The sequence below is a fragment of the Bradyrhizobium sp. AUGA SZCCT0158 genome (assembly GCF_018130065.1).
Lineage (GTDB): Bacteria > Pseudomonadota > Alphaproteobacteria > Rhizobiales > Xanthobacteraceae > Bradyrhizobium.
In genome coordinates this window covers 37,261-51,212 of the sequence record NZ_JAFCME010000023.1, presented here as the reverse complement: position 1 = coordinate 51,212, position 13,952 = coordinate 37,261, and the positions used below count along the sequence as shown (strand labels likewise).

Below are 13,952 nucleotides of genomic sequence, written 5' to 3'. Positions count from 1 at the left end.
GCCGTGGCTATGGTTACGGCGGCGGCTACTCCGCCTGCTACTATGTTGCTGGCGTTCGGGTCTGTCCGTAACACCGACATTCCGCAAGAGTGACATCTTCAAGAATGGTGCAGTGTGCGAGGGCACGTTGCACCATTTTTGATTCCTTGCCGTTCAATTGCGGCCAGCTCCGCTTACCGCGGCAGTGTGGTCGATCCCATCAGATACTGGTCGATGGCGCGGGCGCAGAGGCGCCCCTCGCGGATCGCCCACACCACCAGCGACTGGCCACGGCGCATGTCGCCGGCGGAGAACACGTTCGGCACTGACGTCTGGTAGTCGGTCAGGTTGGCGCGAACGTTGCCGCGCTGGTCGAGGTCGACGCCGAGCGTCTTCAGCATGCCGTCATGGACCGGATGCACGAAGCCCATCGCCAGCAGCACCAGCTGCGCGTCGAGTTCGAATTCGGTGCCGGCGATCGGCTGGAATTTTTCGTTGACCTGCACGCAATGCAGCTTCTGCACCTTGCCGTCGACGCCCGAGAATTTTTGCGTCAGCACCGCGAATTCACGGCGGGCGCCTTCGGCCTGGCTCGACGAGGTCCGCATTTTCAACGGCCAGTTCGGCCAGGTCAGGCCCTTGTTTTCGTGCTCGGGCGGCGCCGGCATGATTTCGAGCTGGGTCACGGACTTCGCGCCCTGCCGGAACGACGTGCCGATGCAGTCCGAACCGGTGTCGCCACCGCCGATCACGACGACATGCTTGCCGCCGGCGAGGATGTCCGCGGCCGCCCCGAGCGGCTCGGAGGAGACGCGGCGATTTTGTTGCGGCAGGAAATCCATCGCAAAGTGGATGCCGTCGAGGTCGCGGCCCGGGATCGGCAGATCGCGGCCGGCTTCGGCGCCGCCGGTCAGGGCCACCGCGTCGTATTGCCGATGCAACTCGCGCGGATCGATCGCGCCCGGTGAGGTGCCGCCGACATGGACACCGTAATGGAAGGTGACGCCCTCGGCTTCCATCTGCGCCACGCGGCGGTCGATGATGTGCTTTTCCATCTTGAAATCGGGAATGCCGTAGCGGAGCAGGCCGCCGGCCTTGGCGAATTTCTCGTAGACATGGACGTCATGGCCGGCGCGCGCGAGCTGCTGCGCGACGGCAAGGCCCGCAGGCCCGGAACCAACGATCGCGACCTTCTTGCCGGTCTTGCTGGGGGCAATTTCCGGCTTCAGCCAGCCATTGTCCCAGGCGCGATCGACGATCGCGCATTCGATGGTCTTGATGGTGACCGGGTTGTCGTCGATGTTGAGCGTGCAGGACGCCTCGCACGGCGCCGGGCAGATGCGGCCGGTGAACTCCGGGAAATTGTTGGTCGAGTGCAGATTGCGCGAGGCTTCTTCCCAATTGTCCTGATAGACGAGGTCGTTGAAATCAGGGATCTGGTTGTTGACCGGGCAGCCCGGCGTGCCCGGCTGAACCGAGCCGGTGCCGTGGCAATAGGGAATGCCGCAATTCATGCAGCGCGCGGCCTGGTCGCGGGTGTCTTTCTCGCTCAGCGGAATGACGAATTCGCGATAGTGCTGCAAGCGGTCGGCGACGGGCGCATATTTGCGGTCGTGCCGGTCGATTTCCAGAAAACCTGTGATCTTGCCCATTAAACCCAACGTTCCTGCAACTTAAGCTTCGTCGTCTTCATCGTGCTCGTCATCCTCAGGGTGCGCGCTCTTGCGCGCCTCGAAGGATAAATTTGTCGTCCCAGCCGTCCTTCGAGGCCCGAGCTTCGCTCGGGCACCTCAGGACGACGGCGTCGCCCAGTCTACGCCCCGATCGCGATTTTCGGCTCGGCGTCGGCGTTCGCCTTCAATTCCTTCAGCGCGCGGCGGTATTCCACCGGCATTACCTTGCGGAATTTCGGCAGCCAGGTCTTCCAGTCGGCGAGGATCTCTTCCGCCCTCTTCGACCCGGTCAGCTTGGCGTGGCGCGTGATCAGGACGTGCAGCCGCTCGACGTCGGAGTCGAGCAAGTTCTGGAACACGTCGACCCTGCCATGCGCTTCGAGATCGCCGGAGTGATTATAGGTGCCTGCGTTGATCAGTTCCTCCGACAGCACCGGCTCGAGCTCGACCATGGAGAGGTTGCACAGCTTCTCGAAGTCGCCGGCCTCGTCCAGCACATAGGCGATGCCGCCGGACATGCCGGCTGCGAAGTTGCGCCCGGTCTTGCCCAGCACCACAACGATGCCGCCGGTCATGTATTCGCAGCAATGGTCGCCGGCGCCTTCGACGACCGCGACCGCGCCGGAGTTACGCACCGCGAAGCGCTCGCCGGCGATGCCGCGGAAATAGCATTCACCCTCGATCGCGCCGTACATCACGGTGTTGCCGACGATGATGGACTCTTCCGGCACGATGCCGGAATTGCGCGGTGGCTTGACGATGATGCGGCCGCCCGACAGGCCCTTGCCGACATAGTCGTTGCCTTCGCCCTCAAGCTCGAAGGTGACGCCGCGCGTCAGCCAGGCGCCGAACGCCTGGCCCGCGGTGCCCTTGAGGCTGACCTGGATGGTGTCGAGCGGCAGGCCGGCATGACCGTAGATTTTGGCCAGCGTGCCCGACAGCATCGCACCGGCCGAGCGGTCGGTGTTGTTGATCTCCTCGTCGATTTTCACCGGCGCGCCGCGGTCGATGGCGGCCTGCGCTTTTTCGATCAGGCGGCGGTCGAGCACGGCTTCCAGATGATGGTCCTGGCTCTCGGCGTGGTAGATCTTCTGGCCGGGCTGCTCCTTCTGGCGCACGAACAGTTTTGAGAAGTCGAGGCCCTTGGCCTTCCAGTGCGCCACCAGCGTCGACTGGTCGAGCATCTGGGTCTGGCCGACCATCTCGTTGAAGGTTCGGTAGCCGAGCTGGGCCATGATCTCGCGGACTTCCTCGGCGACGAAGAAGAAGTAGTTGATGACGTGCTCGGGCTGGCCGGTGAAGCGCTTGCGCAGCACCGGATCCTGCGTTGCGACGCCGACCGGGCAGGTGTTGAGATGACACTTGCGCATCATGATGCAGCCGGCCGCGATCAAGGGCGCGGTGGCAAAGCCGAATTCGTCGGCGCCGAGCAGCGCGCCGATCACGACGTCACGTCCGGTGCGGAAGCCGCCGTCGACCTGCACCACTATGCGGCTGCGCAGCCGCTCGCGCACCAGCGTCTGGTGGGTTTCGGCAAGGCCGATTTCCCACGGAGAGCCTGCGTGCTTGATCGAGGTCAGCGGCGACGCGCCGGTGCCGCCCTCAAAACCTGCGATCGTCACGTGGTCGGCGCGCGCCTTGGCAACGCCGGCGGCCACGGTGCCGACACCGATCTCGGAGACCAGCTTGACCGAGACCTGACCGTCCGGATTGACGTTCTTGAGGTCGTAGATCAGCTGCGCCAGATCCTCGATCGAATAGATGTCGTGGTGCGGCGGCGGCGAGATCAGGCCGACGCCCGGCGTCGAATGCCGGACGCGCGCGATCACGGCGTCGACCTTGTGGCCGGGCAATTGGCCGCCTTCGCCGGGCTTGGCGCCCTGCGCCATCTTGATCTGCATCATGTCGGAGTTGACGAGGTACTCCGTCGTCACGCCGAACCGGCCGGAGGCGACCTGCTTGATCGCCGAGCGCATCGAATCGCCGTTCGGCATCGGCTTGAAGCGATCGGCCTCTTCGCCGCCTTCGCCGGTGTTGGACTTGCCGCCGATCCGGTTCATCGCGATCGCCAGCGTCGTGTGCGCCTCGCGCGAGATCGAGCCGAAGCTCATCGCGCCGGTAGCGAAGCGCTTGACGATGTCCTTGGCGGGCTCGACCTGGTCGAGCTTGATCGGCTTGCGCTTCTCGTCCTCGGCGGACTTGATCCGGAACAGGCCGCGCAGCGTCAATAGCCGCTCGGATTGCTCGTTGAGGATCTTGGCGAACGCCTTGTAGCGCTCCAGTGAATTGCCGCGCGCGGCATGCTGCAGCATCGAGACCGATTCAGCGGTCCAGGCGTGGTCCTCGCCGCGGGTGCGGTAGGCATATTCGCCGCCGACATCGAGCGCGGTCTTGTAGACCTGCGCGTCGCCGAACGCATCGCTGTGACGGCGGCAGGTCTCCTCGGCGATTTCGGCAAGACCCACGCCTTCGACGCGGGTATGGGTGCCGGCGAAATACTTGGCGATAAAATCTGCCTTCAGGCCGACGGCGTCGAAAATCTGCGCGCCGCAATAGGACTGGTAGGTCGAGATGCCCATCTTGGACATCACCTTCAAGAGGCCCTTGCCGATCGACTTGATGTAGCGCTTGACGATCTCGTAATCGTCGAGCGAGCCGGGCAGGCGGTCCTTCATCGCGATGATGGTTTCGAACGCTAGATACGGGTTGATCGCTTCGGCGCCATAGCCGGCGAGGCACGCAAAGTGATGCACTTCGCGCGGTTCGCCGGATTCCACCACGAGGCCGACCGAGGTGCGCAGGCCGGTGCGGATCAGATGATGATGCACGGCGGCGCAGGCCAGCAGCGAGGGGATCGGAATCCGGTCCGAGCCCGCCATGCGGTCGGACAGGATAATGATGTTGACGCCTTCGCGCACCGCGCCTTCGGCGCGCGCGCAGAGTTCGTCGAGCACTTGTTCGAGGCCGGCCGCGCCGAAGCCGGCATGGAACGTCGTGTCGAGCGTGCGCGACTTGAAATGGCTGTCGGCAACGTCGGAGATCGAGCGGATCTTTTCCAGATCCGCGTCGGTCAGGATCGGCTGGCGCACTTCGAGACGCTTGGTCGAAGCGAGGCCCTGCAGGTCGAACAGGTTCGGCCGCGGCCCGATGATTGAGACCAGGCTCATCACAAGCTCTTCGCGGATCGGATCGATCGGCGGGTTGGTGACCTGCGCGAAGTTCTGCTTGAAGTAGGTGAACAGCGGCTTCGGCCGGTCTGACAGCGCCGAGATCGGCGTGTCGTTGCCCATCGAGCCCGCGGCCTCTTCGCCGGTCGAGGCCATCGGCGTCATCAGGATGGTGACGTCTTCTTGGCTATAGCCGAACGCCTGCTGCCGGTCGAGCAGCGGCAGATTGGAGCGCATGCCCTTGCTCGAGGCGGCGGGCAATTCCTCGAGCTGGATCTGGGTGCGATGCAGCCAGTCGCTGTAGGGATGGCTCTTGGCCAGATCAGCCTTGATTTCGTCGTCGGGAATGAGGCGGCCCTGTTCGAGGTCGACCAGCAGCATCTTGCCGGGCTGCAGCCGCCACTTGGTGATGATCTGGTCCTCGGGGATCTTGAGCACGCCCATTTCGGACGCCATCACGATGCGATCGTCCTTGGTAACGAGATAGCGCGCCGGCCGCAGTCCGTTGCGGTCCAGCGTTGCGCCGATCTGGCGGCCGTCGGTGAAGGCGATCGCGGCGGGGCCGTCCCACGGCTCCATCATCGCGGCGTGATATTCGTAGAAGGCGCGGCGCGTCTCATCCATCAGGGGGTTGCCGGCCCAGGCTTCCGGAATCATCATCATCACGGCGTGCGGCAGCGAGTAGCCGCCCTGCACCAGGAATTCGAGCGCGTTGTCGAAACAGGCGGTGTCGGACTGGCCCTCATAGGAAATCGGCCACAGCCTGGAGATGTCCTTGCCGTACAGTTCCGAATGCACCGAGGCCTGCCGCGCCGCCATCCAGTTGACGTTGCCACGCAGCGTGTTGATTTCGCCGTTATGGGCGATCATCCGGTAGGGATGCGCCAGCGACCAGGCCGGGAAGGTGTTGGTTGAGAAGCGCTGATGCACCAGCGCCAGCGCGCTCTCGAAATCCGGTTCGTGCAGATCGGGATAATACTTGCCGAGCTGGTCGGCGAGGAACATGCCCTTGTAGATCACGGTGCGGCACGACATCGAGACCGGGTAATAGCCGGCAAGGCCGCGATCGCGGCGCTGATAGATCGCCTGCGAGATCGACTTGCGCAGGATATAGAGCCGGCGCTCGAAATCATCCTCGGTCTTGGTCGCGCCGTTGCGGCCGATGAACACCTGCATGCAGGATGGTTCGGTCGGCTTGACGGTTTCGCCGAGCGAGGAATTGTCGGTCGGCACGTCGCGCCAGCCGAGCAGCTTCAGGCCTTCGTTCTTGATCTGGTCGGCGATGATGCTCTGGATGACTTTGCGCCACGCCGTCTCCTTCGGCAGGAACAACGCACCGATCGCATACTCGCCGGGCTTCGGCAGCTTGAAGCCGATCTCGGCGGCCTTGCGCGCGAAGAACGCGTGCGGGATCTGCACCAGGATGCCGGCGCCGTCGCCGGCGCGCGGATCGGCGCCCACGGCGCCGCGATGTTCGAGGTTGCAGAGAATGTTGATCGCGTCGTCGACGATCTGATGCGACTTCCGGCCCTTGATATTGGCGATGAAGCCGACGCCGCAGGAATCCTTTTCGAGGCTCGGATCGTAGAGGCCTTCAGCCGGCGGACGCCAGCTCCACTCGCGCTGAGGCTCGGTATGATACGCGGCGTCGTCCGGTTTCGAGATAGCGGTCGCCGACAGCGTTTCTGTCACGATGTTTTCGCGCTCGAATTCCGACCCGCTCATCTTAGTCCTCTCAATCAGGTCAAGGGCCTTAACTGTCACCGGCGCACCTTGGGCGCTTGCGGCACCCACCGGGCCACCGCTCGTCCGCCGCGAGCCGAGATTTCCTAAATTCAGGCTTGGGCGTTCAACGTCCCTGAGGAACGGCCTTGCCTGTACTTGCCTGGAGCTCGAGGCCGCCAGGCTTTCGTTGCAATCCCTGTGCCGGGAATGCCCACAATTGAGACAGTGATGCTGTCCTAACTCCCGACCATGCCAAATTTTTCTCTATCACACAAGCGCGTGAAAGTCCCTGCCCGCATGGCTGATCCGTGCCTGTAACCGGCGAAACACACTGCCCCGGCTTGCCGAAACATACTGCCCCGGATTTGGGGCAAACGCGCCGCGATCCGGCCCAAGGACCGCCGAATTTCACAATGAAATTCGGTTCCGGGACGGCCGGGCAAGAGAGCGAACACGCTCCAGGCAGGGGCTAACAGGAGCAATGGATGATGAAGTTCTTCACAGGATGGGTTTTTGCGGCGGGAATGGTTCTCGCCACAACGGCCGCGCAGGCGCAGGTACCGGCGCCTTACGAGGCCGGACGCTCGCCCTATTATTCGGTATCCGACATTGGCGACCCCTATTATGCGCCGCCCCGTTATGCGCCACCGGCGCAATACCCCCCGCCGCCGGCCTATCCCGGGCCGCGTTACGGCTATGGGCAGGGGCCGATGCTGCTGCCGCCGACCGAAGTCTACACCGTGCTGCGCGAGAGCGGGTTTTCGCCGCTCGGCATCCCGCAGCAACGCGGCCTCGTTTACACGATTTCGGTGATCGACCGGGGCGGCGATGACGGCCGCCTGATCATCGACGCGCGCACCGGCCGGATCATCCGCTTCATACCGGCGCACCGGGTGGGCGATAATTTCAACGACGATCTGACCATGAATTACGGCCCGCCCGGACCGCTGCCGCCGACCCATGCCAAGGGCGCGCCGTGGTCGCCGAAGCCGGCCCCGCAGGTTGCCAGCCGCACCGTGCCGGTGCCGAAGCCGAGCCCGCTCGCCGCCGCCGCCAAGCCGGCCGCCGCTGTCGAACCGGCGGCCAAACCGGTGGCCGCCGCCCAACCAGCCACCGTCGAGCCTGCGGCCAAGCCCGCAGCGGCGGCGGAACCGGTGCAGCAATCGGCGGCAGCCCAGCCGAAATCGGCTGAAGCGCAAACGCCGCCGCCCGCGGCGGTGACGACAGGTGCGGTCCCGGCCAAGCCCGCTCCGCAGATCGCCCCGACCCAGGACATGCCCAACGTGCAAGGGCTGGAGTAGAGACCAAACCGCAGCGGCGCTTGCTGATCCCTCCCTCATATGCGCGGGGAGGGATCAGGCGAGCGGCCACCTATTCCTTATGACCCGCCGCCGCGAGGATCAGGTCGGCGATCTCCTTCGGATGCGACACCAGCGACAGATGACCCGCGTCCAGTTCGACCGTGGTCGCCTTCATGCGCTTGGCCAGAAACCGCTCGAGGTCGGGATTGATGGTCTGGTCCTGCCTGGAGACCGCATACCATGACGGTTTGGAGTGCCAGGCGGCCACGGTGGTGCGTCCCGCAAACAGGGAAACGGCGGTCGGCTCCTGTACCGCGTAGAGCACCTCCGCCTTTTTCGGCTCCACGCCGTTGGCGAAATATTTCAGGAACGAATCCTCCGACAATTTGGTGAAGCCGTCATGTTCCCGGATCCCGGCGCGCACCGGCCCGGCCGGGAATTTTCCGGAGAGCGCGACAAAATCCTCGCCCGCATCAGGGCCGCGCGCGGCGACATAGACCAGCGCCGATACTTTCGGATCCGTTCCGGTCTCGCTGATCACGGTGCCGCCCCAGGAATGCGCGACCAGCACGGTCGGTCCGTCCTGCATCGCCAGCGCGCGGCGGGTCGCGGCGACGGAATCGGCGAGCGACGTCAGCGGATTCTGTACGGCGGTGACCTTCAGCCCCGCGGCCTGCAGATAGGGGATGACTTCCGACCAGCTCGAACCGTCCGCCCACGCCCCGTGCACCAGCACGACATTGCGCGCCACCGGCGTCGCTGCCTCGGCCCGCGCCGGGAGTGTGCCAAGCGATCCCGCAAATGCCGTGACCGCGAGCGCCGTTACCAGTTGAACCATCTTCATCGAACCTGCTCCGTGGATTTTTTCAGCGTGATGCGCTGCCCATGATTGGAGTTTCGATGCGCGGGGCGTGACGTTACGGCGCTCACGGCAGTGTGAATTTCTCTGAGTTTCGATGGCGTCATTCCGGGGCGCGCAAAGCGCGAACTTCAGATGCGCAATTGCGCATCTGAAGTCTGGTCCTCCGGACCATCCCGGAATGACTGCGCCAACAAAAAACGCCCCGGTTTCCCGGGGCGTTTTCGCGTTCAGCCAATATCTGCTGAAAGCCTGATCGCGTTAGGCCGCAACCGCCGAGCTGTCGACGACCCGCGGGGTTTGGGAGCCGTTGCTGATCGGAATGCTGCGCGGCTTCTTGGCCTCGGGAATCTCGCGGACGAGATCGACGTGGAGCAGGCCGTGCTCGAGCGAGGCGTTCTTGACCTGCACGAAATCGGCAAGCTGGAAGGCGCGTTCGAAGGCGCGCGCGGCGATGCCGCGGTACAGCACTTCGGATTTGTCCTGGCCGTTCTCGTTGGCAGACTTCTCGCCCTTGATCGTCAGCGTGTTTTCCTTGGCGACGATCGAAAGCTCGCCTTGCGAGAAGCCGGAGACCGCGACGCTGATGCGGTAGGCGTTCTCGCCGGTGCGCTCGATGTTGTAGGGGGGATAACCGGGGCTGCCGTCTGACGCTGCCTGGTCGAGCAGGGAGAAGAAGCGGTCGAAGCCGACGGTGGAACGATAAAACGGGGCGAGATCGTAGGTACGCATAAGGTAGTCCTCCATTGAGCGACTGTTGCAGTTAACCCGCCCGCCATCGGGCCGGGCTTTCGTCCATGTGCAGCCATGTGTTTTGAAGCCAAAACACGAAATGTCCGGGTTCCCGAAACACTGGTAGCGGCCTGCACAGAAATGATATGGGAGGGGCTGAACACCGTTCAAGAGGGGCCGAATCGAGCCTCTTTTTGCCCGCTCGCCTTGATTTCCATTCCTCCTTTCCTAGCCGGTTCCCCGTCCATGACGCTCGTCTCGATCCCTGCCAATCCGGTTCCGGAGGATGTCGTCAGCGGCACCATCAAGACGCCCGACGGCGCCGAACTGCGCTTTGCGCGCTGGGCGCCGCCGGCGGGCCGCAAGGGCACCGTCTGCGTCTTCACGGGCCGCAGCGAGCAGATCGAGAAATATTTCGAGACGGTGCGCGACCTGCGCGATCGCGGGTTCGCGGTGGCGATGATCGACTGGCGCGGCCAGGGTCATTCCTCGCGGCGCTTGCGCGATCCACGCAAGGGTTATGTCCGCGATTTCTCCGATTTCGAGATCGACGTCGAAACCTTCGTGCAGCAGGTGGTGCTGCCCGATTGCCCGCCGCCCTATTTCGCGCTGGCGCATTCGATGGGCGGTGCGGTGATGCTGCGCGTCGCGCATGCGGGAAAACGCTGGTTCGACCGCATGGTGCTGTCGGCGCCGATGATCGATCTGCCGGGAAGCCGGACCTCGTTTGTGGCGCGCACAATGTTGCGGGTGCTGCGGCTCGCAGGCCAGGGCGGCCGTTACGTGCCTGGAGGCAGCGACGCGCTGACCGGCACCGAGTCCTTCATCAACAATCCCTTCACCAGCGATCCCGTGCGCTTTGCCCGCAACGCCGCGATCCTGGAAGAAGACCCGACGCTGGGCATCGGCTCGCCGACCGTCGCCTGGGCCGACACGGCGTTTCGCGCGATGCACGGCTTTCGCGCGTCGAACTATCCTTCCGAAATCCGCCAGCCGATCCTGATGCTGGCCGCCAGCAGCGACACCATCGTCTCGACCGCGGCGATCGAGGAATTCGCCTATCATTTGCGCGCCGGCTCGCATCTGGTGATCGCCGGGTCCAAGCACGAGATCCTGCAGGAGCAGGACCGCTACCGCTCGCAATTCTGGGCCGCGTTCGACGCCTTCGTACCGGGCACGCCGCTGTTTAAATAGTTGCTTGCCCTGATTTGATCCGGTTCAATCGGACGCGAACCGCGCTGGCGATATTTCGAGTCTGGAGGTGCCATCATGATTCGTGGAAGCTGCCTGTGCGGCGCGGTCAGGTTTGAAGTCGATAAAGTGCGATCGATCACACACTGCCATTGTGCCAATTGCCGCAAGCTTACCGGCGCAGCATTCGCAACATACGCTCATGTCGAAGTGGACAAGTTCCGATTTTCGGCAGGCGAGGACATGACCGTGCGCTATGAATCCGCACCCGGCAGTTTCCGCTATCGTTGCAAGATCTGCGGTTGCCTGACGCCAGGCAAGGCAAGCTATCTGGAGACGGTCAGTATCCCCGCCGGTTTGTTCGACGACGATCCCAAGGTTCGGCCGCGCCTGCACGTATTTACGTCGTCGCGTGCGCCCTGGTGGACGATTCATGACGACTTGCCCCAGCATGAAAAATGGGTTCCGGGCTACGGGCCGAAGCCGTAGCGAATGCGTGGCCAGCCGCAGCGGCCGTCGGTAGTTATCTTCCGGCCTGTGGCTTCGGCAGCCGCGCCGTGATCCGCTCGGGCAACCGCCGCTCCACGAAGAGGGTCCTGACTTCCGCCACGCTGAGGTAGCGCGTCTCGCCGTCGCCCTTGCCGAGAATGTCGAGCAGGACCGGCCATTCGCCCTTCATCATGATCGGATAGGTCCAGCGCGCCTTATCGCCGTCGCGCTTCAGATTGTCCGCCATGAAGGTCTCGATCTGCTTGGCGTTCAGCCCGGGCTCGGTGCCGCCATCGGGATTACGGTATTCCTGGCCGAAGCTCGCGAAGCGTTCGATCTGCTCCAGATTGACCTGTCCATCCACTTCGAGGATGCGGGAGCCAGCGCCATGCTTGTCGAGCGGGCCGTTGCGCAATTCATCGAGAATTGCGCCTGATGTCACGCTCCTCAAGGGGTGGCCGTTTGCGATCATCGCAATTCCGTAGGTGAGCACCTTCGCCCGGATCAAACCCATTCCGGTTTTGCCGCTCGCCAGCCCGATGTCTTCGGTCAGCGTACCGAGCGGCACGATGTGGCCGTCGACATAGCCGTTCGCGACCAGCGCGCGCAGGAACGGGCAGGGATTATTCTTGGAGACGGCGATCTGCGTGGCCGGTGCTTGGTCTGGCATGGATCCAATCCTGAAAAGGCAGCGAATATGAAAAAGACAATCGGCCTCGGTCTGAAGGGGAATGGATTCGAAAAGAGAATCCGCCGGTCGTGTACTACTTCAGGGTGCAACCAAGTTTTCGCCGGATTCGAAGCCGTGTCAACCAGCGGCCGAAGGCGCGCCGGCCGGGATAACAAAATGGCGCAAAGCAACGCGGCCGCTTCAGGAATCGGCGGCAAGCTTCGGCGCCGACTCGACGAGCGTCAATCTGGTGGAGGGAACGCCGGCCTTCAGCAGGCCGTCGCGGTAATGGGCGATGTCGTCGGGCCGTTTCCAATGGAAATTGCTCAAATGGCGTTCGACGGTAAAGCTCGGATAATTGTGCAGCAGGACTTCAGTGGCGTTGGTTGCTTCCTCGGCGCGCCCGAGCTGGGCGAGCGCGGCTGCGCGAATCGCGAGCGCCTGAAGATGATTGGGATTGAGGTACAGCTGTTCGCGGGCCCAGGACAGCGAGGCGTCATACTGGCCGACGAGGTAATGGGCGAACGCATTCACCCCTGCCCATTGATAGCGCGGGTCGGAATTCCCGCGCTGCGCCGCCATTGAAATCAGTTCGATGGCCTGGCGATGGTCGCCTGCGTAAAAATAACAGAAGCCGAGAACACCGCGGGCGCCCATGTCGTAGGGGTTCAGCCCGACCGCCCGGTTCGCGGCATCCATGGAGACCTCGTGATGCCCTTCCAGGGCGTGCAGATAGGCGACGATCTGGAAGGCAAAGGACGAGCGCGGATCAAGCCTGACGCTGCTCTCGGCCAGATCCATCGCCGTGGTCCACAGTTCGCGCGTGCTCTTGATCCATCCGAACTGGATGCTCTGCATCATGATGGTGGCGAGATAGGCGCGGGCGATCGACAGCGTCGGATCGAGCGCGATCGCCTCCCTGAACAGGCCGATCGAGGTTTCGAAATCGGCTTTGGTCTGCAGGTAATAATAGGAAAGCCCCTTGAGGAAGCGGTCCCATGCGGTCAGGTCATTCGACGACGGCCGGGGAGGGGCGGAAGCCTCGGCCCGGTAGATCTCGGCCGCGATCGCCGCCGACAGGCTGGTGGTGATCTCGTCCTGCATCGCGAACAGGTCGCCCATGTCGCGGTCGTAGCGGCCGGTCCATAATTGCTCGCCGTTCTCGGGCGCGATCAGCTCGGCGGTGACGCGGATCTTGCTGCCGGCGCGGCGCACCGAGCCCTGGATCAGGTAGCTCGCGTCGATCTCGCGCGCGATCAGGCGCGTGCTCAGGTTCTTGCCCTTGAAGGAGAACGTCGAGTTGCGGCTCAGCACCCGGTAGAACGATTGCAGCGACAATGCGTGGATCAGGTCCTCGGTGAGGCCGTCGGAGAAATACTCGTCGGCGCTCTCGCTCAGATTGGCGAACGGCAGCACGCCGACGATCGCGGTCCGGTATTGCGCAGGCAGGTTCGCGGGATCCCTCGCCTCGCGGCTGCGGTGGTCGGCGCCCTCAGGCTCCCAGGACCAGACGCTGACCGGCTCCTCGATGTTCTTGAACCGGTGCGGGCCGGCGTCGATGAAGGGCACGCTGAGGCGCTTGCCGGCCTCGCCATAGGCCTTGCCCGACACAGCCACGCCGCCCGGGGCGGCCACCGATTCGAGCCGGACCGCGATGTTGACGTCGTCGCCGAACACCTCGTCCTCGTCGGCCATCACGTCGCCCATATGGATGCCCATACGGAATTGCATCACACGGTCGGTGGGCAAATGATGGTTTCGTTCGGCCATCATCATCTGCATCGCGACCGCGGCCTCGATGGCGCCGACGATGCTGGGAAACTCCAGCAGGAAGCCATCGCCGGTGTTCTTCACCAGACGGCCGCCATGGTTGAGGATGATCGGGTAGATCGCGGTGCGGTGAGCCTTGAAGGTGGCATGCGTGCCCGCCTCGTCGGCTCCCATCATGCGGGAATAGCCGGCGACATCAGCGCAAACGATGGCGGCTAGCCGTCTTTCCATGTATCCCTAAAACTCCCGCGCTTGCATACCACTATGCGGTCGGCCAAGCGATTCCAATGATTATTAAATACGCTGTATCTGGCGGAAGGCCGATCCAGAAGTGATAGTAACGCAATCCAATTGCGATTGGCATGCGCTGGACCAATGGATTGTCACGAGGGAACT

General features: G+C 63.6%; 8 protein-coding genes and 1 pseudogene. 3 read left to right on the top strand and 6 right to left on the bottom strand.

Translation table 11 applies throughout. The features are described 5' to 3' along the window. Window positions 1-173: 173 nt before the first annotated feature. Together JQ574_RS27120 and gltB are read right to left on the bottom strand one after the other, a co-directional pair. Window positions 174-1,631: a glutamate synthase subunit beta gene (locus JQ574_RS27120; RefSeq protein ID WP_212211477.1), complete on the bottom strand. Its 1,458-nt coding sequence runs from the start codon at window positions 1,629-1,631 to the stop codon at window positions 174-176. Window positions 1,632-1,792: 161 nt separating this feature from the next. Beyond that, entirely contained in the window at window positions 1,793-6,544 is a 4,752-nt protein-coding gene (gene gltB, locus JQ574_RS27115; protein ID WP_212211476.1) for a glutamate synthase large subunit, read from the bottom strand. A gap of 485 nt (window positions 6,545-7,029) precedes the next feature. Between gltB and JQ574_RS27110 the strand changes: the two genes are divergently transcribed. Then, window positions 7,030-7,845 carry a hypothetical protein gene (locus JQ574_RS27110; protein WP_312014713.1) on the top strand — a complete coding sequence of 272 codons (816 nt, stop codon included), beginning with the start codon at window positions 7,030-7,032 and terminating at the stop codon, window positions 7,843-7,845. 70 nt (window positions 7,846-7,915) lie between these two features. Here the strand turns inward: JQ574_RS27110 and JQ574_RS27105 are convergent, their stop codons facing one another. Then, entirely contained in the window at window positions 7,916-8,689 is a 774-nt protein-coding gene (locus tag JQ574_RS27105) for an alpha/beta fold hydrolase (RefSeq protein WP_212211475.1), read from the bottom strand. A gap of 276 nt (window positions 8,690-8,965) precedes the next feature. Continuing rightward, a complete protein-coding gene (locus JQ574_RS27100) occupies window positions 8,966-9,436 on the bottom strand; it encodes an Hsp20 family protein (RefSeq protein WP_212211474.1) in 471 nt (156 codons plus the stop codon). 246 nt (window positions 9,437-9,682) lie between these two features. On the opposite strand from JQ574_RS27100, the gene JQ574_RS27095 reads away from it, so the two are divergent. Both JQ574_RS27095 and JQ574_RS27090 read left to right on the top strand, forming a co-directional pair. Beyond that, window positions 9,683-10,630, top strand: a complete 948-nt coding sequence (locus JQ574_RS27095) for an alpha/beta fold hydrolase (protein ID WP_212211473.1) — start codon at window positions 9,683-9,685, stop codon at window positions 10,628-10,630. Window positions 10,631-10,705: 75 nt separating this feature from the next. Next, window positions 10,706-11,116, top strand: a complete 411-nt coding sequence (locus JQ574_RS27090; protein WP_212211472.1) for a GFA family protein — start codon at window positions 10,706-10,708, stop codon at window positions 11,114-11,116. A 49-nt stretch (window positions 11,117-11,165) separates the two neighbouring features. On the opposite strand, the pseudogene JQ574_RS27085 reads toward JQ574_RS27090, so the two are convergent. Both JQ574_RS27085 and JQ574_RS27080 read right to left on the bottom strand, forming a co-directional pair. Then, a pseudogene (locus JQ574_RS27085) lies at window positions 11,166-11,786 on the bottom strand (cytochrome C); the annotation flags it as partial. A 201-nt stretch (window positions 11,787-11,987) separates the two neighbouring features. Next, window positions 11,988-13,787 (bottom strand): adenylate/guanylate cyclase domain-containing protein, encoded by a 1,800-nt coding sequence (locus JQ574_RS27080; protein ID WP_212211468.1) that lies wholly within the window; start codon window positions 13,785-13,787, stop codon window positions 11,988-11,990. Window positions 13,788-13,952: the final 165 nt, after the last annotated feature.

Bases quoted from the DNA above. Each gene is read 5' to 3' on its own strand.
- JQ574_RS27120 (WP_212211477.1), bottom strand. From the start codon at position 1,631: ATGGGCAAGATCACAGGTTTTCTGGAAATCGACCGGCACGACCGCAAA.
- gltB (WP_212211476.1), bottom strand. From the start codon at position 6,544: ATGAGCGGGTCGGAATTCGAGCGCGAAAACATCGTGACAGAAACGCTG.
- JQ574_RS27110 (WP_312014713.1), top strand. From the start codon at position 7,030: ATGATGAAGTTCTTCACAGGATGGGTTTTTGCGGCGGGAATGGTTCTC.
- JQ574_RS27105 (WP_212211475.1), bottom strand. From the start codon at position 8,689: ATGAAGATGGTTCAACTGGTAACGGCGCTCGCGGTCACGGCATTTGCG.
- JQ574_RS27100 (WP_212211474.1), bottom strand. From the start codon at position 9,436: ATGCGTACCTACGATCTCGCCCCGTTTTATCGTTCCACCGTCGGCTTC.
- JQ574_RS27095 (WP_212211473.1), top strand. From the start codon at position 9,683: ATGACGCTCGTCTCGATCCCTGCCAATCCGGTTCCGGAGGATGTCGTC.
- JQ574_RS27090 (WP_212211472.1), top strand. From the start codon at position 10,706: ATGATTCGTGGAAGCTGCCTGTGCGGCGCGGTCAGGTTTGAAGTCGAT.
- JQ574_RS27080 (WP_212211468.1), bottom strand. From the start codon at position 13,787: ATGGAAAGACGGCTAGCCGCCATCGTTTGCGCTGATGTCGCCGGCTAT.